A 25,086-nucleotide genomic window follows, 5' to 3' on the forward strand; every position below is an offset into this window, starting at 1 on the left:
TGTGTAAGGGGGCGCCGACAAGGCGTCATCGCGCCCCCGTGATGGCCGGTGTCAGGGGATCCGTGCAGGAATCCGGGCGTCCATTGTCTGCTGTCGACTTGATTGAGTGCAAAGTTCACGTAATAAATGACCGTATACTCGAGAGAGTATTCTTCTCAATTCAGTGCAAGGAGTGCCCATGTTATCGAGTCTGCACAAGGACCATATCAACATCACCCGGTTGCTGACGCTGCTCAGGCAGAAGCTGGTCGCCATTCGCAACGAGCAGCCGGTGAGTTATTTCCTGCTCAGGGATGTGGTGGACTATCTCAGGGAGGTATCCGACAAGTACCACCATCCGAAAGAGGACATGATTTACGACTACTACCTGAAGTACAGGGTCGTGGAGGGGGAGGTGGCGAACCGCCTGCATGAGGAGCACGCCCGCCTGCTGGATGCGGGCACCGAGCTCAAGGAGATGGTGGAGATGATCCTGATGGATGCGGTCATCCCGCTGGATCAGTTCACCGACAGGCTGGAGCAGTTCATCGCGCAGCAGGAGGCGCACATGAACTATGAGGAAGGGGTGATCTTCCCCCATCTGCGCGACTCCCTGACAGAAGATGACTGGCGCCACCTCGAACAGCTCTGGCAGAACCGGGCCATCAATGATCCCCTGTTCGGGGCCGAGGTGAGCCAGCACTTCCAGGCGCTGGCCAAACAGCTCTCGCTGCCTGCCTCCTGAGTTCCCGACACCTGAAAACAACGCCCCGGCCAAGCCGGGGCGTTGTTTTCAGGTGTCCGCTCATCCGAGCATGACAGGGGCGAGCTTGCTGCGATCAGAGTTCCAGTTCGTCCGACCCCTCGTAGGCGATGTCGATGGCCTGCAGCTCCTTTTGCAGGCGGTGCTTGTCTTTAAGCGCCTCAATCTCACGCCATTTGCGTTTTTTTCCCGTTGTCCCGCGGCTACGTGAACCCAGCTCAACGACCTCGTCAAAATCGAAGTTGAACATGTCCATGGCTCCCTCCTTGGTTTTATGGTTTTCACCATCCGTATAACACGACGCCTTTGAAAATAAAACGTTTTTATGACGGAGTTGTGACAAGCGGGAACGGGGATAAAAAAACCGGGCTGCCCTTGCGGGAGCCCGGTTGTTATCGACCCGACAGCGGTGGCTGATGACGGATCAGATGGCCGCTATGGCGTCTGTCAGAGACGGCTGGCCAGCATGGTTTCCAGCTTGCCCTGGTCGACGGCGAACATGCGGATGCCTTCGGCCAGTTTCTCGACGGCCATGGCGTCCTGGTTCAGCTCCCAGCGGAATTCGGCTTCGCTCATCGGAGTCGGTTTGGCCTGACGCTCGCCGGTGTAGTCCAGCTTGCGCACCACGGCGCCTTCGGCCTTGCTCAGCTCTTCCAGCAGGGCAGGGCCAATGGTCAGGCGGTCGCAGCCGGCCAGTTCCAGGATCTCGCCGGTGTTGCGGAAGCTCGCACCCATGACCACGGTCGGGTAGTCATGCTGCTTGTAGTAGTTGTAGATGGCGGTGACGGAGACCACGCCCGGATCTTCGCTCGCGGTGTAGTCACGGTTGTGCTTGGCTTTGTACCAGTCGAGGATGCGGCCCACGAACGGGGAGATCAGGAAGGCACCGGCTTCGGCACAGGCGCGGGCCTGGGCGAAGGAGAACAGCAGGGTCAGGTTGCACTGGATGCCCTCTTTCTCCAGCACCTCGGCGGCGCGGATCCCTTCCCAGGTGGAGGCCAGCTTGATCAGGATGCGATCGTTGCTGATACCTGCTTCGTTGTAGAGGCGGATCAATTTGCGAGCCTTGGCGATGCTGGCGTCGGTGTCGAAGGAGAGACGTGCGTCAACTTCGGTGGAGATGCGGCCCGGGACGATTTTCAGCACTTCCAGACCGATGTTGACCGCCAGCTTGTCGCCCGCGTCGATGACTTGCTGTGCCTTGTCCTCGCTCTGGGATTTGGCCCAGTTGATGGCGTCTTCGATCAGGGGGGCATACTCGGGGATCTCGGATGCCTTCAACACCAGGGAGGGGTTGGTGGTGGCATCGATGGGCTGGTAACGCTTGATGGCTTCGATATCACCGGTATCGGCAACTACCGTGGTCAGGGCTTTCAGCTGGGTCAATTTATCGGCCATAGCAAATATCATCTCTTTATGAGGGAGCAATCCCAGGGGTTGCGGGCATGAGACGACAGTTCTGAAATAAAATTACAAAATCCCGGCGGCTCAGGCTCAGAAAGGCACGATGGGGGCGACCCATCGTCATTGCCTGCCTAATTAATACGGATGTGGCGCTTCCTGCAATAGGGGCGCTTGTATGGGAATCATCCAGGCGTGGGAAAGGGAGGGGAGGCTAAGATAAAAGTATTTGATAAAAAAGACTTTTATTGATTTTGCTGGGAATGGATGGCGGCTTGGGCAAACACAGTTTTTTTCATGGGCTGTCAGTTTTGTGCGATACGTCACACAAATATTATTGTCAGCTACTTGAAATTTAATTACGTGTAAAACGTTTTGCGTTTTCAGCCCCGAAAAGTACGCACCGAAAGGCAAACGCTTGTCTTCTTGCCGACCCCCGGGTCTGCCCGTTTGGCCACCCCGGGGCGCGTGCACACATGGTTCTCTATTGACCCCCACTTGGGGTCGCCCCCATGCTGAATCAATTTTTGTTGATTTTTTGCGTGCTTAATGAAGCTTTTTTGCGTCAAATCGCTCGTTTTTTGCCTCCATAGTGAGCTGCATCACTATTCTGAATTCCCTCGCTATGCTAGATTCCGCCCCTTCGGCGCAATGCTAATTCGGAAATTGACAGAGAGCGGTCAGCGCAGACTGACCATGGATGTGATAACAACGAGAGATTTATGGACACCTTGATTGCAATGATTAACGACCTGATGTGGGGAGCCGTGCTCATTTACCTGCTCATCGGGGTCGGACTCTTCTTTACCTTCCGCCTGGGTTTTATCCAGGTCCGCCACTTCGGCCACATGTTCTCGGTTCTGCGCAATAGCCGCAAATCCGACAGCGCCGGCATCTCCTCCTTCCAGGCCCTGTGTACCAGCCTGGCCGCCCGCGTCGGCACGGGCAACCTGGCCGGTGTGGCCGTCGCCATCTATCTGGGTGGTCCTGGTGCCGTGTTCTGGATGTGGCTGATCGCCTTCATCGGCATGGCCACCGCCTTCGTCGAAAGCACCCTGGCCCAGCTCTACAAGGTCAAGGATGAGGACGGCAACTACCGTGGTGGCCCCGCCTATTACATGGAGAAGGGGCTTGGCATGCGCTGGATGGGGGTGGTCTTCTCCCTCTGCCTGCTGCTGGCCTTCGGCCTGGTGTTCAACGCGGTGCAGGCTAACTCCATCAGCCTGGCCATGAACGTCGCCTTCGGCATCCCCGACTGGGTGAGTGGTCTGGCCCTGGTGGTGCTCTCCGGCCTCATCATCTTCGGCGGCATCCGCGGCATCGCCCGTTTCGCCGAGCTGGTGGTGCCCTTCATGGCGCTGGCTTACATCCTGATGGCGCTGTTCGTGGTGATCATGAACATCGGTGAGCTGCCCGGGGTTCTGGCTCTCATCGTCAAGTCTGCCTTCGGTATCGAGCAGGCGGGTTCCGGTGCCATGGGCTATGCCATCTCCCAGGCGATGATCAACGGCATCAAGCGCGGTCTCTTCTCCAACGAGGCGGGCATGGGCTCTGCCCCCAACGCCGCCGCGACCGCCACCCCCTATCCGCCGCACCCGGCTTCCCAGGGCTATGTGCAGATGCTGGGTGTCTTCCTCGACACCATCGTCATCTGTACCTGTACTGCGGCCATCATCCTGATGTCCGGCCAGTTCGAGCCGGGCTCCGGCGTGACCGGGGTCGAGCTGACCCAGCGTGCGCTCTCCTCCCAGGTTGGTGGCGGTGGCAACATCTTCATCGCGGCGGCCATCTTCTTCTTCGCCTTCACCTCCATCGTGGCGAACTACTCCTACGCCGAGACCAACCTGGTGTTCCTCGAGCACAACCACAAGGGCGGCCTGATGCTGTTCCGGATGTTCGTGCTGGGCATGGTGATGTTCGGTTCCGTGGGCGAGCTGCCGACCGTGTGGGCCCTGGCGGATGTCTCCATGGGGCTGATGGCCATCGTCAACCTGATCGCCATCCTGCTGCTCTCGGGCGTCGCCATCAAGCTGGCCAAGGATTACAACGACCAGCTCAAGGTGGGTCGTGTGCCCACCTTCGATGCCAACAAGTACCCCGAGCTGCGCAGCCAGCTGGAAGAAGGGATCTGGGACAACCCGCCCAAAAAATAAGAACGAGTGAGTCAGACCGACAAGGGGAGCCAGTGGCTCCCCTTTTTTATCGCTCCGGGCGGTCCCAGCGGTGGCAGACCTGGGCCAGCCGCCGCTGCAACTGGCGCCAGCAGCGCCGTTGTTGACGCCGGTCTAGCGGGGCATAGCGCCATCTGCGATAGAGCCAGGCACTCCGCCTGAGGGGATGGGCCAGCTCGGGGCGCTGCTGTGCCAGCCGTTCGCACCAGGCGGTCATGGCCTCCCCCGGGGCGGGGACGCAGCCGATGCGCTGGCCTCGCTTCAGCAGGGGCGACCAGATCCGCCGCTGCGGTGGCTGGCGGCCGGGCCAGAGCAGGGGCAGGCTCACCAGCAGGGTGACCAGCATCAGGCTGGCGAGGATGAGCCAGGGTGTCTGGCCGGCCAGCACGGGCCAGCGTTGGCCGAGCCGTTGCCATATTTGGCTGGCATCGTGACCCAGCACCCAGCGGCTCCATTGATAGTCGATGTTGCTGCCCCACCAGCGCAGCTGGTTGAGCAGTGCCCAGTCGCGATAGCGCTGCAGGGAGAGGGGATCGGCGGCGGTAAACTCCGCGTTCAACGCCTCGGGGATGCCTTCCTCGATGCGATTTGGCGCGACCACCGCCGTGGGGTCGATACGCCGCCAGTGTCCGCGCGCATCGAGGTACTCCACCCAGGCGTGGGCATCGAACTGGTGGACGGCGAGATAGTTGCCGCTGGGATTCCACTCGCCGCCAAGATAGCCGGTCACCAGCCGGGCGGGCACTCCGGCTGCGCGCAGCACGAAGGCGGTGGCCATGGCGTAATGGCCGCAAAAGCCGCGCCGGGTATCGAACAGAAACTCATCCACCCCATGGTCTGCGAGCGGCGGGGGGGTCAGGGTGTAGGCGTAGGGCTCGCGGCGAAAGGTCGCCAGCAAGGCGGCCACCATGGCATCCCGCTCGGGGTATCGCTCGCGCAAGTCGAGGGCGAAGGCGCGCGCCCTAGGGTTGCCCGTTGCGGGCAGTTGCAGGTTGCGCTGGCGCGATGACGGGGCGACACCTTGTTCCGCCTGAAGGCCGCTTACCCGATAACGGATGGTGGTCTCGCCGCGTCCCTGGCGATAGAGGGTGGCAAGGGGGGTCAGCTGCACCGGGCCCTCCAGCGCCCCTGGGGCGGTCAGGGCAAAGGCCCAGCGATGGCGCTGGGGCTCGGCGATCACCTCGTAGGTGCCAGCCGGCAGGGGCGTGCCGAAGAGGGGGGGCGATGGGGTCTCCCTGGGTGGCACCCTGCCCTGCCAGGCCTTGACCTCGGCGCTCAGCTGCCAGCGGCGGCCGTCGAAATACTCCTGACGCATCACCGGAAAGTAGCGCTCCCTCGCGGGGGGTGGGTCGCCTGCGAAGGTGACGCGAAAGGCGAGCTCGGACGAGTTTGCCAGCTCGCTGATGTCTCCTGGCGACACCGTCTCCGAGAGTCCCGACAGGGCGCGACTGGTGGAGGGCATCTGCCAGAGCGGCGGCAGCCTTGGCAGCAGCAAGAAGAGGCTCACGAGCAGGGGCAGGGCCAGCAGCAGCGCAAAACCCGCCTGGCGCCAGGGCTGTTGCCGGGTCGGTGCCACCGCAGTCACCAGGGCGGTGACCGACAGCCAGAGGGCCAGCACCATCGCCATTGCCCAGCCGATGCTCTGGCGATGTACCAGCGCCAGCGCGATGAGGAAGAAGGCGAGCAGCAGCACCTGCTCTATGTCCCGCTCTCGCCGTACCTCGATTACCTTCAGGCCGTAGCCAAGCCAGAGCAGGTTGATGAGGGCGGGCAAGGTGCCGAGCGCCCGCCATTGCCACACCAGGATCAGAATGCCGATGATGGCCAGAACAGCCAGTTGTCGGGCCGGGGGCGGGCGCCAGCCCCGCCACAGCATCATGGCGCGGGCACTCAGGGTGAGCGCACCCACTGCCAGCACCCAGAGCTGCAACTGGGGCCAGAGCGCCGTGGCCAGCAGCAGCTGCTGCAAGGCGATGAGGGGCAGCAGGCGACGGTTATCGAGCAGCATCCCTTCCCCTCTCTGCCGTCGTTTCCCCCCTGTCGCCAAGGCGTGCCAGCGCCAGCCGGCAGCGCTGGAGGAAGGCCGGTCCGCTCTCGGGGCCGAGCGTCTGGCCCGCCAGGGTCAGGGTGAAGGGAAGGCCCCGCCTCGCATAGTCGGCGCACCACCAGGCCAGCACCGCCAGCCGAGCTTCGAGATCCTGACCGCCGACCCGGGAGAGGGAGAGGTGGGAATCATCCAGCAGGGGCTCTTCGAACTGCTTGATCAGGAGACCGCGTCCCTGGGCGAGCTGTTTCCAGGCGATCCGGCTCGGCGGTTCTCCCGGGCGATGGGGCCGCAGGGCGTCAAAGTCTCCCAGGGTGGCCGGCATGGCCTGTCCCCGGCCTTCTCGTTCCCCCTGCGACGAGCCCGCGAGCAGGTTCCCATGAAGGGGGGCGGGCGCGAGCCAGGCCTCCAGTTGCAGATCCAGCAGCGACCAGCAGCGAAACAGCCCCAGGGGATAGCGGCTCTCCACCCGCAGCCGGCTCAGGGCCACCCGGCCGCGCCTGCCTCCCTTGATCGCCAGCAGCAAACTGGCAGGGGCCGAATCGGCCTGGGCCAGCCAGAGGGTTCCCTCGTTCAGGGTCAGCAGCAGTGCCCGGGCCGGGCGGCGTGCGTGTACCGTCACCCGGATGGGCAGGGACTGGCCCGCCTCGCCGAGGGCCATGGGGCCGCCGAACAGGGAGAGCCCAAGCAGGTTGCGATGGGTGAGCCACATGGCGACCATGAACAGGCTGGCGAGGCAGTAGGCAACCAGCATCACCAGGTTGTTCTGGTAGTTGGTGCCGAGCAGGTAGATGGCGATCATCACCAGCAGGTAGCCAAGTCCCAGGCGGGTGGGCAGGATGAACAGGCTGCGCGGCCCCAGGGTGATGTGGCGGGCGGGGGGAATGCGGCGGGTCAGCCAGCGCCGCTGCCACAACGCCCTGCGTTGCCGCCAGCCCATCAGGGGTGATCCGGATCGACCCGGGCCAGCAGGCGCTGGCTCAGGGGGCAGGCCTCGCCGCGCTGCACGCCGAAGCTCCCCCGGAGCCTGTGCTCGGCCACGTAGGGGAAGACGGCCTGCACATCCTCTGTCGTCACGAAGCGGCGCCCCGCGACCAGAGCCCAGGCGCGGCTGACCGCCAGCAGGGTACGGGCGGCCCGGGGGGAGAGGGGCTGGGGCAACGCCTCATCGATGCGGCTCTGGTGGACCAGCGCCAGCAGGTAGTCGAGGGTGGCCTCGGAGAGGTGGATTTCCTCCGCCTCGGCCTGCAGGGTGGCCAGGGCGGCGGTGTCCAGCTGGCGGCTCAGGGTGAGGGGCTGGCTGGCACCACGCAGCAGCCGACGTTCGGCCTCCGGCGAGGGAAAACCCAGCGACAGGCGCACGGCGAAGCGGTCGAGCTGGGACTCCGGCAGGGGGTAGGTGCCCGCCTGATCCGCCGGATTCTGGGTGGCGATGACGAAGAAGGGGGAGGGTAGCGGATAACTCTGCCCCTCCATGCTCACCCTGTGCTCGGCCATGGCCTCCAGCAGGGCGCTCTGCACCTTGGGGCTGGCGCGGTTGATCTCGTCGGCCAGCAACACCTGGGTGAAGACGGGGCCGGGGTGAAAGCGAAACTGCTGCTCGGCCTTGTCGAAGATCTGCAGCCCCAGCAGGTCGGCGGGGAGCAGATCGGCGGTGAACTGCACACGCCGGCAATCGAGACCCAGTACCTGGGCCAAGGCGTGGGCCAGGGTGGTCTTGCCCATGCCGGGCAGATCCTCGATCAGCAGGTGGCCGCGGGCCAGCAGGGTGACCAGGGCTACCCTGAGCTGCAGCGGCTTGCCGAGGATCACCTGCTCCAGGGCCGTCAGCAGCCGGGTGATCAGTGGTTGTGTCTGCACGGGCGTATCCCCTCTTCGTTGCCGCCCCTACAGCTTATACGCCAGCTGCAGGGCAAGGGGGGAACCAAGAAGATAACTCATTGAAACAGGCTGGTTTTGAGAGCCGACTTCACACAGACTTCACCCGGGTTCATGCCTGGCACACGCTAAGCGGTTAGGCTGGCGCCTCCTGAATACATTGAGAACTTGCCATGAAACACACGACAACCCTGCCTCTGCTCGCCCTCGGCACCCTGCTGATGTCTCCTCTTTCCCTGGCCTCCTCCGTGGATCCGCTGGATGGGATGGTGGGCGGGGTCATCCGTCCCCTGCTCAAGGAGCACAGGATCCCGGGCATGGCAGTGGCCGTGGTCAAGGATGGCCAGGCCCGCTACTTCAACTACGGCATGGCCGATCGGGAGAGAGGGATTCCCGTCAGCGAGCTGACCCTGTTCGAGATAGGGTCGGTCAGCAAGACCCTGACCGCGACCCTGGGGGCCTATGCCGTGGTGCAGGGGGCGATGGCCCTGGATGACAAGGTGAGCCAGCATGCGCCCTGGCTCAAGGGCTCCGCTTTTGACGACATCACCATGGGGGAGCTGGCCACTTACAGTGCCGGAGGCCTGCCGCTGCAATTCCCCGAAGAGGTGGATTCACACGAGAAGATGCAGGAGTACTACCGTCAGTGGACCCCTGTCTACTCGCCGGGATCCCATCGCCAGTACTCCAACCCCAGCATCGGCCTGTTCGGTTATCTGGCGGCGAGCAGCATGAAGCAGCCGTTTGAGCGCTTGATGGAGCAGACGATCCTGCCGGGGCTGGGTCTGCACCACACCTATCTCGATGTGCCCCAGCAGGCCATGGGGCACTACGCCTACGGCTACTCGAAAGAGGACAAGCCCATCCGGGTCACTCCCGGCATGCTGGCGGACGAGGCCTACGGTATCAAGACCAGCTCGGCGGATCTGCTGCGCTATGTGAAGGCTAACATCAGCGGGGTGGAAGACGGGGCCATGCAGCAGGCCATCGACCTGACCCACCAGGGCCAGTACGCGGTGGGGGAGATGACTCAGGGGCTCGGCTGGGAGCGCTACGCCTATCCCATCAGCGAAGCGACCCTGCTCGGAGGCAATTCGACCCGGATGATCCTCGAGGCCAACCCGGCGGCGCCTGCACCCGCGGCGGCGGGACTCCCTGTGCTCTTCAACAAGACCGGCTCGACCAACGGCTTTGGCGCCTATGTGGCCTTCGTGCCGGCCAAGGGGATCGGCATCGTCATGCTGGCCAATCGCAACTATCCCAACGAGGCTCGCATCAAGGCGGCCCACGCCATCCTGACCCGGCTGGCCGAGTAATATGAAAGAGGGCGGTCCATTGCGCAAATGGCCGCCCTCTCGTGGGTTCTTGTTAGCATGCCCTGTCAGTCGTACTGCTCTTCCATCCAGGCTTCGACGATGAGCTGGGCGGAGACGCCATCCACGCTCCCCTTGTCCAGCGCCTTGTAGCCGCCGCGCTCGAACAGGCGGGCGCGGGCGTCCGTGGTGGTGAGCCGCTCGTCCTTGAACTCCACCGGCTTGCCGAAACGGCCGTGCAGACGATTGCCGAACTTGCGGGCCCGCACCGTGATCTCCTGATCGGTGCCGTCCATGTTGAGCGGCAGGCCGACGATGAGCAGATCCGGTTGCCACTCCTTGAGCAGCTTCTCTATCTCGTCCCAGTTGGGAATGCCGTCGTTGGCCTTGAGGGAACGAAGGGGGCGGGCGCTGCCCGTGAGCTCCTGGCCGATGGCGACACCTATGCTCTTGGTGCCGTAATCAAAGCCCATGATGCTGCGTGATGACATGGGGATTTCCTCGAAATGGGGTAAAGGAGGGGCGCTGCAACCGCGCCCCTGGACGCAAGCGCCCCGGGACTAGCTGTGTCCCACCTGGCTGGAGAGGTGCAGGGGGTTGACGCCTATGCTGATGACGCTCGTGGCCTGCTGCCAGCGCGGGTGACGCATGTGCGTATTAAAAGTCATCAGCTGTGCCCCACCTGGCTGGATAGGTGCAGGGGATTGACGCCTATGCTGGCGGCGGCCTGCTGCCAGCGCTGGTGGATGGGGGTGTCAAAGACCAGCTTGGGGTTGGGGGGGATCACCAGCCAGGAGCCGTCCGCCAGCTCCTGCTCGAGCTGACCGGCGCTCCAGCCTGCATAGCCCAGGGCGACCAGCCAGTGGCTCGGCGCGTCGTCGGTGCCCAGGGTCTCGAGGATGTCCTTGGAGGTGGTGACCATCATCTCGTCGCTCACCTGCAGGGTGGAGTTGAAGCCGGGTCTGAAGCTGTGCAGCACGAAGCCGCGATCGGCATGCACAGGGCCGCCCTGCAACACCGGCTGCTTCATCTCGGTCGTATCGGGCGGGTTCAGCTTGAGCTTGGCCAGCATGTTGTCCAGGGTCATGTCGACCGGGATGTTGACCACCAACCCCATGGCTCCTTCGCTGTTGTGCTCGCACAGGTAGACGAGGGAGCGCTGGAAGTAGGCGTCCGTGAGGCTCGGCATGGCGAGCAGGAAGTGGTTTTGCAGTGTTTGCATAGAGTGCATGGAGCGCATGGATCTCAAAGCGTACAAAGGTATTGGGGTGATTATGGCAGTTGATGGCGGCGGGCAAAACCGCTTTTTACGGCCCTGGCGCTGAGCCGGGCCCTGGCCCGGTGAAGAGAACGAAAGGGGCCAAAAGGCCCCTGCGTACTCCTCTTCCCGACCGGGAAGGCTTTGCGGCCGTCCCGGCTGGGCGTGCTCAGCGTCCCAGGCGGCGCTCGATGGCGTCCATCAGCATGCCGGTGATGTGCACCGGGAAGGCCGCCTCGATCTCGCGGATGCAGGTCGGACTGGTGACGTTGATCTCGGTCAGGCGATCCCCAATGATGTCGAGCCCAACGAAGATGAGCCCCTTCTCCTTCAGGGTCGGCCCCACCGCGCGGGCGATGGCCCAGTCCGCCTCGCTCAGGGGACGCGCCTCGCCACGGCCGCCGGCGGCCAGGTTGCCGCGGGTCTCGCCCTGGGCCGGGATGCGCGCCAGGCAGTAGGGCACCGGTTCGCCATCCACCACCAGCACCCGCTTGTCGCCATCCTTGATGGCGGGCAGATAGGTCTGGGCCATGCAGTAGCGCTGGCCGTGCTCGGTCAATGTCTCGATGATGACGCCGACGTTGGCGTCATCCTCCTTCATGCGGAAGATGGAGGCGCCACCCATGCCGTCCAGCGGCTTGAGGATGACGTCCCTGTGCTCGGCGTGGAAGGCGCGCAACTTGTCGGCACGGCGGGTCACCAGGGTGGTCGGGGTGTGCTCGGCGAACCAGGCGGTGTAGAGCTTCTCGTTGGCGTCGCGCAGGCTCTGGGGCTTGTTGACGATGAGGCAGCCCTCGTCCTCGGCGCGCTCCAGCATGTAGGTGGCGTAGATGAACTCGGTGTCGAACGGCGGATCCTTGCGCATCAGGATCACGTCCAGATTGGAGAGGGGCTGATCGACCACCTCGCCCAGGGTGAACCAGTGGGCGTAGTCATGCTTGACCGTCAGCGGGCGCATGGTGCCAAACGCCCGGCCAGCCTGCATGTAGAGATCCTTCATCTCCAGATAGAAGAGCTCGTAGCCGCGCTTCTGCGCCTCTTCGAGCATGGCGAAGCTGGAGTCTTTCTTGATGTTGATGGACGAGATGGGGTCCATCACGATGCCGAGTTTAATGGTCATCCGAGATTCCTTCTGGTGGCTCGATTGCGTTTGAGATGATCAAGACCTGTGTCAGGCCAGATCGCCGAAGCGGCACTGCAGCGCCGTGATGGCGGTCAGGGCGGCGGTTTCGGTGCGCAGCACCCGCGGCCCCAGCAGCATCTCCTTGAAATCTTCCTGCACGGTACGGGCGATCTCGTCGCTGGACAAGCCCCCTTCCGGGCCGATCAGCAGGCGCACGCCGTGCTCGGGGACCGGCAGGGTGTTGATGCTGTAAGGGGCGCGTGGGTGCAGGTTGAGCTTGAGCTCTTTGGTCTCTTCCGCCAGCCAGGCGTCCAGCTCCATGGGCATGCGCACCTCGGGCACGGTGTTGCGGCCGCACTGTTCGCAGGCGCTGATCACCACCTTCTGCCACTGCTCGCGCTTCTTCTCCAGCCGGTCTGCCGGCAGCTTGACGCCGCAGCGCTCGGAGAAGAGCGGGGTGATGCAGGTGACGCCGAGCTCCACGGATTTCTGGATGGTGAAGTCCATCTTGTCGCCACGGCTGATCACCTGGCCCAGGTGGATGGCGAGCGGCGACTCCACCGAGCGCGGCTCGCAGCCGTCGATGCGCACCTCCACCGACTTCTTGCCGACGGCGGCGATGGTGGCGGGGTACTGGTGGCCGTCGCCGTTGAACAGTTCGAGCTGCTGGCCCGGCTGCATGCGCAGTACCCGGCCGATGTGGTTGGCACCGTCTTCCGACAGGGCGAGGGTCTGGCCCGCCTGCAGGGGGGCCGGTTCATAGATACGTGGGATGCGCATGGCTCAATATCAGTCTCTTGTTCGGGAAAAGGGAGATTCACTCCCTTGTCTCCCAGATGGGGTTATTGGCACTGCTTTTCAATGAAGGGATTGGTATTGCCCTGCAGCTTGCCGATGCGGCGGTTGCGCTCGCACTCCCAGCGATCGGCCGGGTACAGGCGATCCCAGGCTTCGAAGAGTTTACGCTGTTGGGCGGCGAGACGCAGCCCGTACTGCTGGCTCATGTAGAGATAGGCGCGGGCGATCTGGCCGCGCACCGGCCCCTTGGGCGGCTGCACCTGGCGATCCTTGAAGTCCACCAGCATCTGGCACTTGCCGTACTGGTTCGGTTTGCCGTTCCAGTCGGAGAAGCGGAAGTTCGCCCGATCGCCGTTCACCTCGCCGATGGCGGGGAAGAGGTTGTGCATGTCCCCCTCCATCCTGTTGAACTCGTCGCTCTTGCCGCAGTTCTTGCGGCCCCCGTCCTGCCAGCACTGCAGCTGGTGGCCGAACTCCCAGGCGGGCACCACGTGCTCCCACTCGATGCGGGCGGCGCGCTCGGCCTGCTTGCGTGGCAGGTAGCCGCAGCTCTCCCAGTCGGGGGCCATCTTCTTGCCGCTGAACTTGATGTTGCAGCCGCAATAGAAGGTGGTGGGATGGCTCTGGTAGAGCTTGTTCAAGTCCTGCTTGGCGGCGCGGAAGGTCTGGATGTTGTCGGCAAGGGCAGGGGTGCTGACCAGCAGGGCCAGGCAGAGGGAGAGCAGAGGGCGAAACATGAATATCCTTGGCAATGAAACAGTTGAGTGAAGAAGATGCGCACACTATCACAGGTGCGCGACACGGGGTGACTCAATCCGCCGGGGCGTCGCTCTGCCACACCAGGGGCTGGCGGCAGCGACGGCAGTGATAGCGGGCCTCGCCGCGCATCACCTTGTTGTGGCGGCGCACCGAGAGGGGATGTTGCTGGCAGGCGCAGGCGTAAACGAAGGTGCGCTGGGCCAGCACGCCGAGATCGAAGCTGTGGGTGGTCCTGGGCTCAAGGCCGAACACTTCCCGCATCACCGACTGCCACTGTCTGCCGTGGGGCAGCACCCGGCTCTTGCCACGACCCTCTCCCCACAGGGCATAGACCAGCAGGTGGGCCACCTCGTGGGGCACCACCTCGGCCAGAAAGGCCTGCTGGTTGGCCTGATAGAGGGCGGGGTTGAAGCGCAGCTCCCAGGTCTGCAGCCGCGCCGACCCCGCCGCTCGGCCCCGCATGTTGCAGTGGATCTGCGGGCGCGGGAAGGAGCGGCCGAGACGCGCCTCGGCCTGGGCGAAGCAGGCATCGACGCGTTGATGCAACAGGGATTCAAGCTGGACAGGGATGGCGGGCATCGGGTTCTCGGCAGATGGCGGACAAGCAAAAGGGGAGCCAGGCTCCCCTTTCATCACGACAGCGTGCCTTACAGGCCAGCGGCAGCGCGCAGCAGCTCGGCCTTGTCGGTCTTCTCCCAGGGGAACTCGTCGCGGCCGAAGTGGCCGTAAGCGGCGGTTGCCTGGTAGATGGGACGCTTCAGATCCAGCATCTCGATGAGGCCGTACGGGCGCAGTTCGAAGAACTCGCGCACCAGCTTGACCAGCAGCTCCTCGGCCACCTTGCCGGTGCCGAAGGTTTCGACGCTGATGGAGGTCGGCTCGGCCACGCCGATGGCGTAGGAGGCCTGCACTTCACAGCGATCGGCCAGGCCGGCGGCGACGATGTTCTTGGCCACGTAGCGGGCGGCGTAGGCAGCGGAGCGGTCCACTTTGGAGGGGTCTTTGCCAGAGAAGGCGCCACCACCATGACGGGCCATGCCGCCGTAGGTGTCGACGATGATCTTGCGACCGGTCAGACCGCAGTCACCCATGGGGCCGCCGATGACGAAACGGCCGGTCGGGTTGATGAAGTACTTGGTGTCTTTGGTGATCCACTCTGCCGGCAGCACCGGCTTGATGATCTCCTCGCGCACTGCTTCCACCAGGTCGCTGTGGCTGATGGAGTCACAGTGCTGGGTGGAGAGGACCACGGCGTCCACGCCCAGGATCTTGCCTGCGTCGTCGTAGGCGAAGGTCAGCTGGCTCTTGGCATCCGGACGCAGCCACGGCAGGGTGCCGTTCTTGCGCACTTCGGCCTGACGCTTCACCAGCAGGTGGGAGTAGGTGATGGGCGCGGGCATCAGCACGTCGGTTTCGTTGGTGGCGTAGCCGAACATCAGGCCCTGGTCACCGGCACCTTGCTCCAGCGGGTCGGTACGGTCGACGCCCTGGTTGATGTCCGGGGACTGTTTACCGATGGCGTTCAGCACGGCGCAGGAGTCGGCGTCGAAGCCCATGTCGGAGTGGGTGTAGCCGATCTCGCGCACGGTGTCGCGCACGATCTGTTCGATGTCGACCCAGGCAGAGGTGGTCACTTCACCGGCGACCATCACCATGCCGGTCTTGACCAGGGTTTCACAGGCGACGCGCGCCTTGGTGTCCTGCTCCAGGATGGCGTCCAGCACCGCATCGGAGATCTGGTCGGCGATTTTATCGGGATGGCCTTCGGAGACCGACTCGGAAGTAAACAGCTTTGCCATGTTTGGTTCTCAATTCGTAAGGGTTATCGCCTTGGCCATAACCGGATAATGACAGGATGACTGTAGAGGTATCTACATCTGGACGTCTATTTTAGTGAGGTCACCCAGTGATTGCCAGCACTATTTGGGATTGGAGCCGACCGGGCCAAGGTTCGGGGTGGATCCACCCCCATGGGGGTAAACGAGGGGGCGGATTGAATCGTTTTCCCGCAGCAGAAAAGCGATTGTGCTCTCAAAGCCACTTTATTCACCCAGATAATATTTGCACGCCGCGCCCCCTGCTGGGACAATAACGCGCCTTAATCTTGGCCATCAAATGAAGCAATCGCAGGAGATACAGATGCCTTCTCGTAAAGAGCTTGCCAATGCCATTCGTGCATTGAGTATGGATGCCGTTCAAAAAGCCAACTCCGGTCACCCGGGCGCCCCCATGGGAATGGCGGATATCGCTGAAGTGCTGTGGCGCAGCCACCTGAAACATAACCCGAACAACCCCAAGTGGGCCGACCGCGACCGTTTCATTCTCTCCAACGGCCACGGCTCCATGCTGCTGTACTCCCTGCTGCACCTCTCCGGTTATGACCTCTCCATCGACGATCTGAAAAACTTCCGCCAACTGCACTCTCGCACCCCGGGTCACCCGGAGTACGGTTATGCGCCGGGCGTCGAGACCACCACGGGTCCGCTGGGTCAGGGCATCACCAACGCCGTGGGCATGGCGATCGCCGAGAAGGCCATGGCCGAGCAGTTCAACCAGCCGGGTCACGACATCGTTGACCACTACACCTACGCCTTCATGGGCGACGGCTGCCTGATGGAAGGTATCTCCCACGAAGCCTGCTCCCTGGCCGGCACCCTGGGCCTGGGCAAGCTGATCGCGTTCTGGGATGACAACGGCATCTCCATCGACGGTCACGTGGAAGGCTGGTTCACCGACGACACTCCCAAGCGCTTCGAAGCCTACGGCTGGCACGTCATCCCGGCCGTCGACGGTCACAACCCGGAAGCGATCAACGCTGCCATCGAAGCTGCCAAGGCCGAGACTGGCAAGCCGACCCTGATCTGCTGCCGCACCATCATCGGTTACGGTTCCCCGAACAAGTCCGGCTCCCACGACTGCCACGGCGCACCGCTGGGCAACGACGAGATCGCCGCCGCCCGTGCCTTCCTGAAGTGGGACCACGCGCCGTTCGTCATCCCGTCCGACATCGCAGCCGAGTGGAACGGTCAGGAGAAGGGTGCCAAGCTCGAATCCGACTGGGCTGCCAAGTTCGCCGCCTATGAAGCCGCTCACCCGGCCCTGGCTGCCGAGTTCAAGCGTCGCACCACTGGCGAGCTGCCGGCCAACTGGGCTGCCGAATCCGCCAAGATCATCGAAACCCTGCAGGCCAACCCGGCCAAGATCGCGACCCGTAAAGCGTCCCAGAACTCCCTGGAAGCGTTCGGCAAGCTGCTGCCGGAATTCATGGGCGGCTCCGCCGACCTCGCTCCGTCCAACCTGACCATGTGGTCCGGCTCCAAGTCCCTGACTCCCGAGAGCGCCGCAGGCAACTACATCCACTACGGCGTGCGCGAGTTCGGCATGTCCGCCATCATGAACGGCATCGCCCTGCACGGTGGTTTCATCCCCTACGGCGCCACCTTCCTGATGTTCATGGAGTACGCCCGCAACGCCCTGCGTATGGCCGCCCTGATGAAGCAGCGCGCCATCTTCGTCTACACCCACGACTCCATCGGTCTGGGTGAAGATGGCCCGACTCACCAGCCGGTGGAGCAGATCGCCTCCCTGCGTCTGACCCCGAACATGAGCACCTGGCGTCCCTGTGACCAGGTAGAGTCCGCCATCGCCTGGAAACACGCCATCGAGCGTACCGACGGCCCGACCTCCCTGATCTTCTCCCGTCAGAACCTGGCCCAGATGGACCGCACCGCCCAGCAACTGGCCGATGCCGCCAAGGGTGGTTATGTGCTGAAGGATTGCGCCGGTACCCCGGAGCTGATCCTGATCGCCACCGGTTCCGAAGTGGAGCTGGCCGTGGCCGCCTATGAGCAGCTGACTGCCAAGGACCGTGCCGTGCGCGTGGTCTCCATCCCGTCTACCGACGTGTTCGACGCTCAATCTGCCGAGTACAAAGAGTCCGTCCTGCCAGCCGCCGTCACCAAGCGTGTGGCCATCGAAGCGGGCATCGCCGACTACTGGTACAAGTACGTCGGTTTCGGCGGCAAGATCATCGGCATGCGCACCTTCGGTGAGTCCGCCCCGGCCGAGCTGCTGTTCAAGGAATTCGGCTTTACCGTGGAAAACCTGGTTGCGACCGCTGAGTCCCTGTAATCGCTGACCATTGGGCCGTCTTGGCCCAATAGCCGGAACAACAAAACGCCCTCCATCGCAAGATGGGGGGCGTTTTTTTATAGGTTGTTCTTAGTAAGTGGAAAATGAGTAATAAATTGATCTCCGTAGATGATCTGCGATGCTAATCTTCCATTTTTAGTGCCATCCGGTACCATGATATGGTTAGCATTGAAGAATGAATAAAAACGTATTAAGCAAATGCTCGAGGCTCTTTCAGCTGTAATTTTGATGTGAAGCTATGTGAAACATACATTATCCATTTTTACAAATATTTATATCATCAGGAATGTATTAGCCATGAAACCACGTTTTATTGACCCATTTACCCCCAATCGCCCTATTGATGATCCTAACCGCTTTTTTGGTAGGGCAGAACCGGTAAATGAGATGATTGATTCCCTCTACCAGATCAAAAATGGAAATCCTAAACATACTATTGTTACAGGTGATCGAGGGGTAGGTAAATCATCCTTACTCACGCAAGTTCATCTTACCGCTGGTGGCAATAACTCACTTACCGATAAGCTGGGTATTGATCGTGGAGTAGATAACTATCAATTTGTTACTGTTTGGCACGATGTTGATGCAACTCAAAATGCATTTGATCTTGCACATGCAATTCTTGGTAAATTTGAAAATTAATTCAAACGGATATTGGGGAGTGTCAGCTTTGAAATAGATCTTGCTGGCTTTGGTAAGCTGGGTGTTGATAAACGCAACCCAGTAAATATGACTCAACTCATAGAGGCTTTTGTTTCTCGGATAGCAAAGGTCGCTATGGAGGCCGAAAGAAATAAAAAAGATGGAGTTTTGATTTTCATAGATGAGTTAGATAGGATTAAGTCTGATTCTATGATTTCATCTTTTTTCAAGCTGACCTCAGAAAGGTTGGCTCGTGAGGGTGTTAAAAAGGTTGGGTTTATTTGCGCAGGAATCACTGGTGCAGTTCAGAAGTTAGAAGAAGAGCATGCTTCAATTCTTAGAACATTTCGGGATGTCCCTCTGCCAAGATTTGAAGAAAATGAGGCATTCCAGATTCTTGTGGATGGATTTAATATAGCAAAACATCTGTGTACTATGGCTGATTTGTCTAGCCGGGCACATGAGGTAACTGTAGGTCTTCCAGAACCAATTCATTTGCTAGGCAGTGAAATACTATCAGTGAATCTGGATGGTACAATTACCGAGATGGATTTTGAAAATGCAATTAAAAAAATAGTTACGGATGTTCGGAAAAATAAATTAGCTTCTCTCCTCAAGAAAGCGGGTGGGGGAAAATATCAGAAAATAGTTGAAGCCATGGCTAACAATGAAAAAAAGATTGTTCCATTAGAGTTTATAGCTAAACAAATTGGTCAAGAACAAAGCCAATTTAGTACTAATATGGCTACGTTGGTTGACAGGGAAATTATATTCAAGCCAGCAATTGGGCTTTATGCATTTACCGATCCGATGCTTAAGGAGTATATAAAGATTAATGGTGTTTTGGCTTTGGATGAGTAATTTCAAAGTAATCATTGCATTTAGTTATTTAAAAGACACCGGCCATAAACCGGTGTCTTTTTATTGCTAGAGAAATGCTTTACACCTGCGGCGGGGTGCTTTCCGCATTGGACATCACCGCATCCATCTGCACCAGGGCGCCGGCGGGCAGCTCGCTCACGCCAATCACGGTGCGGGCGGGCAGATAGGCCGGGAAGTATTTGGTGTAGATGGCGTTTACTGCGTCCAGATCCGCGATGTTGGCCAGCTGGATATTGACCTTGACGATATCGTCCATCATATGGCCGATGCTCTCGACGATGGTCTTGATATGGCCGAGGCACTGGGCGGTCTGCTCACGGACGCAGCCGGTCAGCACCTTGCCGGTGGTCATGTCGAGCGGCAGCTGGCCCGCGATATGGTTGTAGTGGGAGAAGGCGACGGTCTGGGTGTGCAGCGGGCTTCTCGGCGCCTTGTCGGTATTGCGGGCACGGATCACCAGGTTGTGTCTGTCTTCCACCAGTTGCGGCGGGGTGCCGTCACCGTGGGAGATGACCGCATCCATCTGCACCCGGGCTCCCAGCGGCAGGGCGGAGGCCGTGATCACGCTGCGGGCCGGCAGGTAGGCGGCGGCGCGGGCGATGGCGGAGTCGGGGAAGAAGGTGGTGTAGACCTCGTTGACGGCCTCCAGATCCGAGAGGCTGGTCAGATAGACGGTCACCTTGACGATGTCGTCGAAGGGGACGTCGATGCTCTCCAGCACCGCCCTGATATTGCGAAGACACTGGGCGGCCTGTTCGCGGATGCCGCCGTCAACCAGGGCGCCGGAGGCGGGGTCGAGGGGCAGCTGGGCGCCGATATTGTTGTAATGGGAGAAGGCGACGCTCTGGCTGGAGAGCGGGTCCTGCGGCACGCGATCGCTGTTTCGGGCAAGCTTGAGCAGGGGGCAGGGAGCCTGCGGGAAGGTGCCTTCGCCGTTGGAGAGCAGGGCGTCCATCTGCACCCTGGCACCCAGCGGCAGGGCGGCGACGGCGAGCACGGTGCGGGTCGGCAGATGGTGGGGGAAGAACTCGCGATAGACGGCGTTGACTGCCTCCAGATCGGCGATATCCGTCAGGAACAGGGTCACCTTCACCATGTCCTCCATGCCGTGGCCGATGCTCTGGACGATGGCCTGGATATTGGTGAGGCACTGTCTGGCCTGGGCCTGGATATCCCCCTCGATCACCTTGCCCGTCCTGGGATCGACGGGGAGCTGGGCGGCAATATTGTTGTAGTGGGAGAAGGCCACGCTCTGGGTATAGGGGCCAAGATCCTGTGGGGCGTTGGGGGTATTTCTGGCGGATTTGATGATGGTACCACTCATGGCGATACTCCTTTTTCGTTTTTGATGTAGGGTCAGGCCATGCTTTTCTGCATTGCCGGATACCCGACTGGCGGCGAATCCGACTCGTTTTCTTGCGGCAACCGTTGCCCGTACCCGGCGTAACACGACGGGGAAAAGGAAACGTGGAGATCACAATGTCGAGTCTGAATTCGGCGTCACCAGCGCGGGCGAACGGACGATGGGGAAACATTGGCTTGATATTTCAGACAGGGGGATTCTAGGGGGCGATTATCCGGGGATGCAAACCGGGATCCGGTTTCTATGAGGTGGCTCAATAGAGTGAAATATATTCATTTTGCTATTCAATTCATGGCAGGGAACACAATTTAAGGTGACGGCTATCCCATTTTTATGTCCGTTAGGAGGCAGATGGCCTCTTATTTTTACCGATTACGGTTACAGCGTGTAAATACCAGGTTAACCCCCCTGATGTAAATGCAGGTTATTCACTCTGTTTTGCATAGCTATTTATTTTCGGGTCTTTCGGGGGGCTTTCCATGATGGCAAAAATATGCCTTTTGGGGGCTGCCTTGCCTGCATTGAAATAACATTCAGCCCCTCTGCATGACAGCAAACCGACATGGCAAGAAGAGGGGCCGTTTATCGCCTGTTGCCGTGGCAAGCCAGTCAGGTTGCCGCCCGGGTTATGCCATATATTTTCAGCGGCGCGAATGCACCCTGAAGGCACCGGCAGAGGGCGCCGGAGAATGGCAGGAGTGAGGGGATCCTCTCGGTTGCCAGGCCTCCGAGGGTCAATACTGTGTGAACGAGTCAACCCAGGATGGAGAGCAGTCCCATGACCGACAAGCCGAACGACGACAAGCAGCCGACCCCGGATCCGGCTGAACAGAATGCCTTTTTCCCCTCACCCTATTCATTGAGCCAGTTCACCTCGACCACGTCGGACCTCGAGGGGGCCGACTATCCCGCGCCTTACCGTGGCGGCCGCTGGAAGATCCTGCTGATCGGGGCCGATGAGCGCTACCTGCCCACCGACAACGGCACCCTGTTCTCTACCGGCAACCATCCGGTCGAAACCCTGCTGCCCATGTATCACCTCGACAAGGCCGGTTTTGCCTTTGACATCGCCACCCTGTCGGGTAACCCGGTCAAGTTCGAGTGGTGGGCCATGCCGACGGAGGATGAGGCGGTCGTGGGGCTCTATGGCAAATACCAGAAGCAGTTTCGCCAGCCGGCCAGACTGGCCGACCTGCTGGTGCGAGCGCTGGGCCCCGATTCAGACTATCTCGGCGTGTTTATCCCCGGCGGGCACGGCGCCCTGATGGGACTGCCCGAGAGCCGCGAGATGAAGGCGCTGCTGGAGTGGGCCATGGCCAACGAGCGCTTCATCATCACCCTGTGCCATGGGCCGGCGGCCCTGCTGGCGGTGGCCAACCCGCAGACCTTTGCCGGCTACAAGATCTGCGCCTTCCCCGACGAGCTGGATGCGCAGACCCCGGCGATCGGCTACATGCCGGGCCACCTCACCTGGCGTTTTGGCGAGCGGCTCAAGTGGATGGGGTTCGAGATAGTCAACAGCGGCATCTCGGGGGAGGTGTGTCGGGATCGCAATCTGCTGACCGGTGACAGCCCGCTGGCGGGCAATCCCCTCGGCAAGCTGGCCGCCACCACCCTGCTGGAGGCGGTGGGCAAGGGATAGGTTGCTGGCTCACAGCGAGGCGGCAGCCGCGCAGGCTAAAGAGTGAGAAACAGAAAAACTGGGGAAACAGAGACACAGCGGGGCCGTCGATGGACGGCCCCGCCGTTTGGTATTCAGGCGGATATGGCCGTCAGGCGGGATAGAGGGCGCCCAGCACGGCGGGGCGGCTGGCACCGGCGTATGGGAGGGCAGGTTGCCCCTCTTGTTCAGGCGGCGCCTTGGGCTAGTCCTGGCTCAGGCGGGATAGAGGGCGCCCAGTACGGCGGGGCGGCTGGCACCGGTGACAGCCGGCAGGTTGCCGGGTTGGCGGTGGATAAAGCGCTGTGCCAGCCAGGCAAAGGCCGCCCCTTCCATCCAGTCGGGGGCAATCCCCAGCTCGGCCGTGTTGGCGATGTGCCAGCGGGGCAGCAGGGTGGCGAGCTCCGCCAGCAGCGGCGCGTTATGGGCGCCGCCGCCACAGACATAGAGCTCGGGCCGGCTTTGTGCATCCGCCAGTGCGGGCAGCTGGCGGGCGATGCTGTGGCAGGTGAGCGCCTGCAGGGTGCGCTGCACATCCGCCGGGGCATGAGCGTCACCGGCCAGCTCGCCATCGAGCCAGTCGAGGGTAAACATCTCGCGCCCCGTACTCTTGGGGTGGGGGGCGGCGAAGTAGGGGTGGGCCAGCAGCTGCTCCAGCAGCGCAGGGATCAGCTTGCCGCTGGCGGCCCACTGACCACCGGCATCATAGCCGGCACCCTTGGGGTGGTGGCGGCGATACCAGCCGTCGAGCAGGGTATTGGCCGGGCCGGTATCAAAGCCATAGACGCCGTCCGCCTGGCCCGGCAATACCGAGATATTGGCGATACCGCCGAGGTTCAGCACCACCCGCAGGGCACCGGGGCGGGCGAAGAAGGCCTGATGGAAGGCGGGCACCAGCGGCGCCCCCTGGCCGCCGAGGGCCATGTCCATGGTGCGAAAATCGGCCACCACGTCGATGCCGGTCAAGACCGCCAGCAGAGCCGCGTTGCCGATCTGCAGGGTAAAGCCGAGCTGGGGGCGGTGGCGTATGGTCTGGCCGTGGCTGCCGATGGCACGAATATCGGCAGGCACGAGGCCGGCCTTGGCGAGCAGGGCCTGAGTGGCGGCGGCAAACTCGCGGGCGACCAGGTTGTCGGCCACCCCCATGCGGTCGATCTCGTTGTCCCCCGGGGTGCAGAGGGCGTGCAGCTCGTGAACGGTGAGCCAGGGGTGGCTGAGGGCCGCTTCGACCTTGAGGTGCTCTCCGTCGATGACCACCAGCACGGCGTCAATGCCATCCATGCTGGTGCCTGACATCAGTCCGATATAGCGCTCACTCATGGCTTAACCCCTTCAGTGGTGCAGGGAGCACAGGCGATACCATGCTCTGTCCCAGTCCTGGTCCCCGACATCAATCCGATATAACGCTCGCTCATCTCATCTCCCCTGTGTCGTCTTCAGCCAGCTGCCCAAGACGCGAGATAACAATCCGGGGGCCTTGCCCCCGGTATCCTGGTTCCAGGCCACCCAGCCTGGGCTCAACTGCCGTTGCTGTCCCGTTTGTTCTGGGCCAGATGCAGCTCTGCGCCGTCGAGCTTGGCGAGCTGGGGCATGGCCTGGGCCTTGAAGCTGGCCAGTTCCCGTCCGCCGAGGGACTCTGCCTGGGGCAGGGTGAGGGTGCGGGGATTCTTGTGCACGCCGCCCACCACGAATTCATAGTGCAGGTGCGGCCCGGTGACCCGTCCGGTGCCGCCGAGCAGGCCTATGGTCTGCCCCTGCTTCACCCGCTGCCCCTTGTTGACGGTGCGTTTGGAGAGGTGCAGGTACTTGGTCACGTAGTTGCCGGCGTGCTTGATGAAGACGTAGTTGCCGTTGAACTGGTTGTAGCCGGCGGCCACCACGCTGCCGCCACCCGCCGCCATGATGGGGGTGCCCACCGGCGCCACGTAGTCGATGCCGTTGTGGGGGCGCACCTTGCCGGTGACCGGATGCAGCCGGCGAGGGTTGAAGTTGGAGCTGATGTATTTGAAGTTGACCGGCGCGCGCAGGAAGCTCTTGCGCATCGCCTTGCCTTCCGGCGTGTAGTAGTTGCCATCCCCGTTCAGCACGGCGCGGTAGGTGGCACCCTGGTTGACGAACTCGGCGGCCAGGATATCGCCGGAGGCGACCCGCTCGTCATCCTGGTATTTCTCTTCGTAGACCACCCGGAAGCTGTCCCCCGGCTGCAGGTCCTGGGCGAAGTCGATGTCCCAGCCGAAGATGGCGGCGAGATCCATGATCTGATCCTCGGTCATGCCAGCGTCCACTGCGGCCCCCCAGAAGCTGGAGCGGATCTCCCCCTTGGCCACCTGTTCGCGGGTGTCGAGTTCGAGCCGCACGGGTCTGGCCACGAAGCCCTCGTCCTTGCGGCTCACCTTGAGCGCCTGCTCCAGACTGTGGGGATAGTAGAGGCTGTGCAGCTCGCCGCCCTTGGTGAGCTTGAAGGTGAGCTCCTGGCCGGGTTTGAGCATGCGCAGGGGATCGGTGCCCTCGAGCTGATCAATGAGGTGCAGATCCGTGGTGCTGAGGCCAAGGCGCTGGAAGATGACCCCCATGTTGTCGCCGCTGCGCACCTTCACCTGTCTGGTGAGGTAGCTCGGCTTGGGCGGGGTGGCCACGGGCTCGGCGCGGGCCAGCAGCGCCTCTTCGTCGACCTGCTGTTCGACGGCCAGCTCGTTGCCGTTGTCATCGACCCGGGTGGCGACCGCCTGTTCGCTCGGCCAGGCCGCCAGCATCATGATCAGAATGCTCAGGATAAGCACCATCTTGCGGTGCCAGGTGGGAAGAGAGTTGAAGGCGTGCCAAAGGACCATGAGAAGCAGACGACGTTGAATCCATAAGAAGGTCGGAGTTTACCGCCTTTCCAATTGGCCTGCCATTCC

At 61.9% G+C, this 25,086-nt stretch carries 22 protein-coding genes and 1 pseudogene; 7 read left to right on the top strand and 16 right to left on the bottom strand.

What is annotated here, in order from left to right; all coding sequences use genetic code 11:
• The first annotated feature begins 178 nt into the window (after positions 1 to 178).
• Positions 179 to 724 carry a hemerythrin domain-containing protein gene (locus I6L45_RS12195; RefSeq protein ID WP_043762060.1) on the top strand — a complete coding sequence of 182 codons (546 nt, stop codon included), beginning with the start codon at positions 179 to 181 and terminating at the stop codon, positions 722 to 724.
• A 94-nt stretch (positions 725 to 818) separates the two neighbouring features.
• On the opposite strand, the gene I6L45_RS12200 is transcribed toward I6L45_RS12195, so the two are convergent.
• Positions 819 to 998, bottom strand: coding sequence for a DUF3545 family protein (locus tag I6L45_RS12200; protein ID WP_043762059.1), 180 nt, complete (start codon positions 996 to 998; stop codon positions 819 to 821).
• A gap of 191 nt (positions 999 to 1,189) precedes the next feature.
• Positions 1,190 to 2,140 (bottom strand): transaldolase, encoded by a 951-nt coding sequence (tal, locus tag I6L45_RS12205; RefSeq protein WP_216982197.1) that lies wholly within the window; start codon positions 2,138 to 2,140, stop codon positions 1,190 to 1,192.
• 725 nt (positions 2,141 to 2,865) lie between these two features.
• Here tal and I6L45_RS12210 point away from each other — a divergent pair.
• A complete protein-coding gene (locus I6L45_RS12210) occupies positions 2,866 to 4,296 on the top strand; it encodes a sodium:alanine symporter family protein (RefSeq protein ID WP_043762056.1) in 1,431 nt (476 codons plus the stop codon).
• 46 nt (positions 4,297 to 4,342) lie between these two features.
• On the opposite strand, the gene I6L45_RS12215 is transcribed toward I6L45_RS12210, so the two are convergent.
• From I6L45_RS12215 to I6L45_RS12225, 3 genes are read right to left on the bottom strand one after another with little or no spacing between them, the layout of a single operon-like run.
• Positions 4,343 to 6,322, bottom strand: a complete 1,980-nt coding sequence (locus tag I6L45_RS12215; protein WP_216982198.1) for a transglutaminaseTgpA domain-containing protein — start codon at positions 6,320 to 6,322, stop codon at positions 4,343 to 4,345.
• Entirely contained in the window at positions 6,309 to 7,298 is a 990-nt protein-coding gene (locus tag I6L45_RS12220) for a DUF58 domain-containing protein (protein WP_216982199.1), read from the bottom strand. The genes I6L45_RS12215 and I6L45_RS12220 overlap by 14 nt, the downstream gene beginning before the upstream one ends.
• Positions 7,298 to 8,218, bottom strand: coding sequence for a MoxR family ATPase (locus I6L45_RS12225; protein ID WP_216982200.1), 921 nt, complete (start codon positions 8,216 to 8,218; stop codon positions 7,298 to 7,300). The genes I6L45_RS12220 and I6L45_RS12225 overlap by 1 nt, the downstream gene beginning before the upstream one ends.
• A gap of 191 nt (positions 8,219 to 8,409) precedes the next feature.
• Here I6L45_RS12225 and ampC point away from each other — a divergent pair, with 191 nt between their 5' ends.
• A complete protein-coding gene (ampC, locus tag I6L45_RS12230) occupies positions 8,410 to 9,552 on the top strand; it encodes an FOX/MOX family class C beta-lactamase (RefSeq protein WP_216982201.1) in 1,143 nt (380 codons plus the stop codon).
• A 65-nt stretch (positions 9,553 to 9,617) separates the two neighbouring features.
• Here ampC and ruvX read toward each other — a convergent pair whose 3' ends face one another.
• From ruvX to metK, 8 genes and pseudogenes are all read right to left on the bottom strand, one after another.
• Entirely contained in the window at positions 9,618 to 10,040 is a 423-nt protein-coding gene (gene ruvX, locus I6L45_RS12235) for a Holliday junction resolvase RuvX (RefSeq protein WP_043762048.1), read from the bottom strand.
• Positions 10,041 to 10,109: 69 nt separating this feature from the next.
• Positions 10,110 to 10,217, bottom strand: a pseudogene (locus I6L45_RS12240) (YqgE/AlgH family protein); the annotation flags it as partial.
• Positions 10,217 to 10,771 (bottom strand): YqgE/AlgH family protein, encoded by a 555-nt coding sequence (locus I6L45_RS12245; RefSeq protein WP_216982202.1) that lies wholly within the window; start codon positions 10,769 to 10,771, stop codon positions 10,217 to 10,219. The gene I6L45_RS12245 and the pseudogene I6L45_RS12240, both read right to left, overlap by 1 nt.
• A gap of 205 nt (positions 10,772 to 10,976) precedes the next feature.
• Complete coding sequence (gene gshB, locus I6L45_RS12250; RefSeq protein ID WP_043762046.1) at positions 10,977 to 11,927, bottom strand: glutathione synthase; 951 nt, start codon at positions 11,925 to 11,927, stop codon at positions 10,977 to 10,979.
• A gap of 51 nt (positions 11,928 to 11,978) precedes the next feature.
• Positions 11,979 to 12,710, bottom strand: coding sequence for a 16S rRNA (uracil(1498)-N(3))-methyltransferase (gene rsmE / locus I6L45_RS12255; RefSeq protein ID WP_216982203.1), 732 nt, complete (start codon positions 12,708 to 12,710; stop codon positions 11,979 to 11,981).
• A gap of 62 nt (positions 12,711 to 12,772) precedes the next feature.
• A complete protein-coding gene (locus I6L45_RS12260; protein ID WP_216982204.1) occupies positions 12,773 to 13,465 on the bottom strand; it encodes an endonuclease in 693 nt (230 codons plus the stop codon).
• Positions 13,466 to 13,538: 73 nt separating this feature from the next.
• A complete protein-coding gene (locus I6L45_RS12265) occupies positions 13,539 to 14,066 on the bottom strand; it encodes a SprT family zinc-dependent metalloprotease (RefSeq protein ID WP_216982205.1) in 528 nt (175 codons plus the stop codon).
• Positions 14,067 to 14,134: 68 nt separating this feature from the next.
• The gene (gene metK, locus I6L45_RS12270; protein WP_216982206.1) at positions 14,135 to 15,286 is read right to left on the bottom strand and encodes a methionine adenosyltransferase; all 1,152 of its coding nucleotides are present in this window, start codon (positions 15,284 to 15,286) and stop codon (positions 14,135 to 14,137) included.
• 340 nt (positions 15,287 to 15,626) lie between these two features.
• Between metK and tkt the strand changes: the two genes are divergently transcribed.
• From tkt to I6L45_RS12285, 3 genes are all read left to right on the top strand, one after another.
• Complete coding sequence (gene tkt / locus I6L45_RS12275) at positions 15,627 to 17,618, top strand: transketolase (RefSeq protein WP_216982207.1); 1,992 nt, start codon at positions 15,627 to 15,629, stop codon at positions 17,616 to 17,618.
• Positions 17,619 to 17,936: 318 nt separating this feature from the next.
• Positions 17,937 to 18,281, top strand: coding sequence for an ATP-binding protein (locus I6L45_RS12280; protein WP_216982208.1), 345 nt, complete (start codon positions 17,937 to 17,939; stop codon positions 18,279 to 18,281).
• Positions 18,282 to 18,293: 12 nt separating this feature from the next.
• Positions 18,294 to 19,142 carry a hypothetical protein gene (locus I6L45_RS12285; protein WP_216982209.1) on the top strand — a complete coding sequence of 283 codons (849 nt, stop codon included), beginning with the start codon at positions 18,294 to 18,296 and terminating at the stop codon, positions 19,140 to 19,142.
• A gap of 79 nt (positions 19,143 to 19,221) precedes the next feature.
• On the opposite strand, the gene I6L45_RS12290 is transcribed toward I6L45_RS12285, so the two are convergent.
• On the bottom strand, positions 19,222 to 20,487 hold the full coding sequence (locus I6L45_RS12290) for a RidA family protein (protein WP_216982210.1): 1,266 nt from the start codon (positions 20,485 to 20,487) through the stop codon (positions 19,222 to 19,224).
• A gap of 817 nt (positions 20,488 to 21,304) precedes the next feature.
• On the opposite strand from I6L45_RS12290, the gene hchA reads away from it, so the two are divergent.
• The gene (hchA, locus tag I6L45_RS12295; protein ID WP_216982211.1) at positions 21,305 to 22,168 is read left to right on the top strand and encodes a glyoxalase III HchA; all 864 of its coding nucleotides are present in this window, start codon (positions 21,305 to 21,307) and stop codon (positions 22,166 to 22,168) included.
• Between the two features lie 234 nt (positions 22,169 to 22,402).
• On the opposite strand, the gene I6L45_RS12300 is transcribed toward hchA, so the two are convergent.
• Together I6L45_RS12300 and I6L45_RS12305 are read right to left on the bottom strand one after the other, a co-directional pair.
• Entirely contained in the window at positions 22,403 to 23,506 is a 1,104-nt protein-coding gene (locus tag I6L45_RS12300; protein WP_216982212.1) for an anhydro-N-acetylmuramic acid kinase, read from the bottom strand.
• A gap of 197 nt (positions 23,507 to 23,703) precedes the next feature.
• On the bottom strand, positions 23,704 to 25,017 hold the full coding sequence (locus I6L45_RS12305) for a peptidoglycan DD-metalloendopeptidase family protein (RefSeq protein ID WP_043762032.1): 1,314 nt from the start codon (positions 25,015 to 25,017) through the stop codon (positions 23,704 to 23,706).
• Between the last annotated feature and the right edge of the window lie 69 nt (positions 25,018 to 25,086).

The sequence above is a fragment of the Aeromonas sp. FDAARGOS 1415 genome, from assembly GCF_019048365.1.
Taxonomy (GTDB): Bacteria; Pseudomonadota; Gammaproteobacteria; order Enterobacterales; family Aeromonadaceae; genus Aeromonas; species Aeromonas taiwanensis.

Excerpts from the sequence above, each read along its gene's own strand:
- I6L45_RS12290 (WP_216982210.1), bottom strand. The coding sequence starts at position 20,487 with ATGAGTGGTACCATCATCAAATCCGCCAGAAATACCCCCAACGCCCCA.
- rsmE (WP_216982203.1), bottom strand. The coding sequence starts at position 12,710 with ATGCGCATCCCACGTATCTATGAACCGGCCCCCCTGCAGGCGGGCCAG.
- I6L45_RS12280 (WP_216982208.1), top strand. The coding sequence starts at position 17,937 with ATGAAACCACGTTTTATTGACCCATTTACCCCCAATCGCCCTATTGAT.
- I6L45_RS12305 (WP_043762032.1), bottom strand. The coding sequence starts at position 25,017 with ATGGTCCTTTGGCACGCCTTCAACTCTCTTCCCACCTGGCACCGCAAG.
- ampC (WP_216982201.1), top strand. The coding sequence starts at position 8,410 with ATGAAACACACGACAACCCTGCCTCTGCTCGCCCTCGGCACCCTGCTG.
- tal (WP_216982197.1), bottom strand. The coding sequence starts at position 2,140 with ATGGCCGATAAATTGACCCAGCTGAAAGCCCTGACCACGGTAGTTGCC.
- I6L45_RS12215 (WP_216982198.1), bottom strand. The coding sequence starts at position 6,322 with ATGCTGCTCGATAACCGTCGCCTGCTGCCCCTCATCGCCTTGCAGCAG.
- ruvX (WP_043762048.1), bottom strand. The coding sequence starts at position 10,040 with ATGTCATCACGCAGCATCATGGGCTTTGATTACGGCACCAAGAGCATA.
- I6L45_RS12300 (WP_216982212.1), bottom strand. The coding sequence starts at position 23,506 with ATGAGTGAGCGCTATATCGGACTGATGTCAGGCACCAGCATGGATGGC.
- I6L45_RS12260 (WP_216982204.1), bottom strand. The coding sequence starts at position 13,465 with ATGTTTCGCCCTCTGCTCTCCCTCTGCCTGGCCCTGCTGGTCAGCACC.
- metK (WP_216982206.1), bottom strand. The coding sequence starts at position 15,286 with ATGGCAAAGCTGTTTACTTCCGAGTCGGTCTCCGAAGGCCATCCCGAT.
- I6L45_RS12245 (WP_216982202.1), bottom strand. The coding sequence starts at position 10,771 with ATGCAAACACTGCAAAACCACTTCCTGCTCGCCATGCCGAGCCTCACG.
- I6L45_RS12210 (WP_043762056.1), top strand. The coding sequence starts at position 2,866 with ATGGACACCTTGATTGCAATGATTAACGACCTGATGTGGGGAGCCGTG.
- I6L45_RS12200 (WP_043762059.1), bottom strand. The coding sequence starts at position 998 with ATGGACATGTTCAACTTCGATTTTGACGAGGTCGTTGAGCTGGGTTCA.
- hchA (WP_216982211.1), top strand. The coding sequence starts at position 21,305 with ATGACCGACAAGCCGAACGACGACAAGCAGCCGACCCCGGATCCGGCT.
- I6L45_RS12195 (WP_043762060.1), top strand. The coding sequence starts at position 179 with ATGTTATCGAGTCTGCACAAGGACCATATCAACATCACCCGGTTGCTG.
- gshB (WP_043762046.1), bottom strand. The coding sequence starts at position 11,927 with ATGACCATTAAACTCGGCATCGTGATGGACCCCATCTCGTCCATCAAC.
- tkt (WP_216982207.1), top strand. The coding sequence starts at position 15,627 with ATGCCTTCTCGTAAAGAGCTTGCCAATGCCATTCGTGCATTGAGTATG.
- I6L45_RS12220 (WP_216982199.1), bottom strand. The coding sequence starts at position 7,298 with ATGGGCTGGCGGCAACGCAGGGCGTTGTGGCAGCGGCGCTGGCTGACC.
- I6L45_RS12265 (WP_216982205.1), bottom strand. The coding sequence starts at position 14,066 with ATGCCCGCCATCCCTGTCCAGCTTGAATCCCTGTTGCATCAACGCGTC.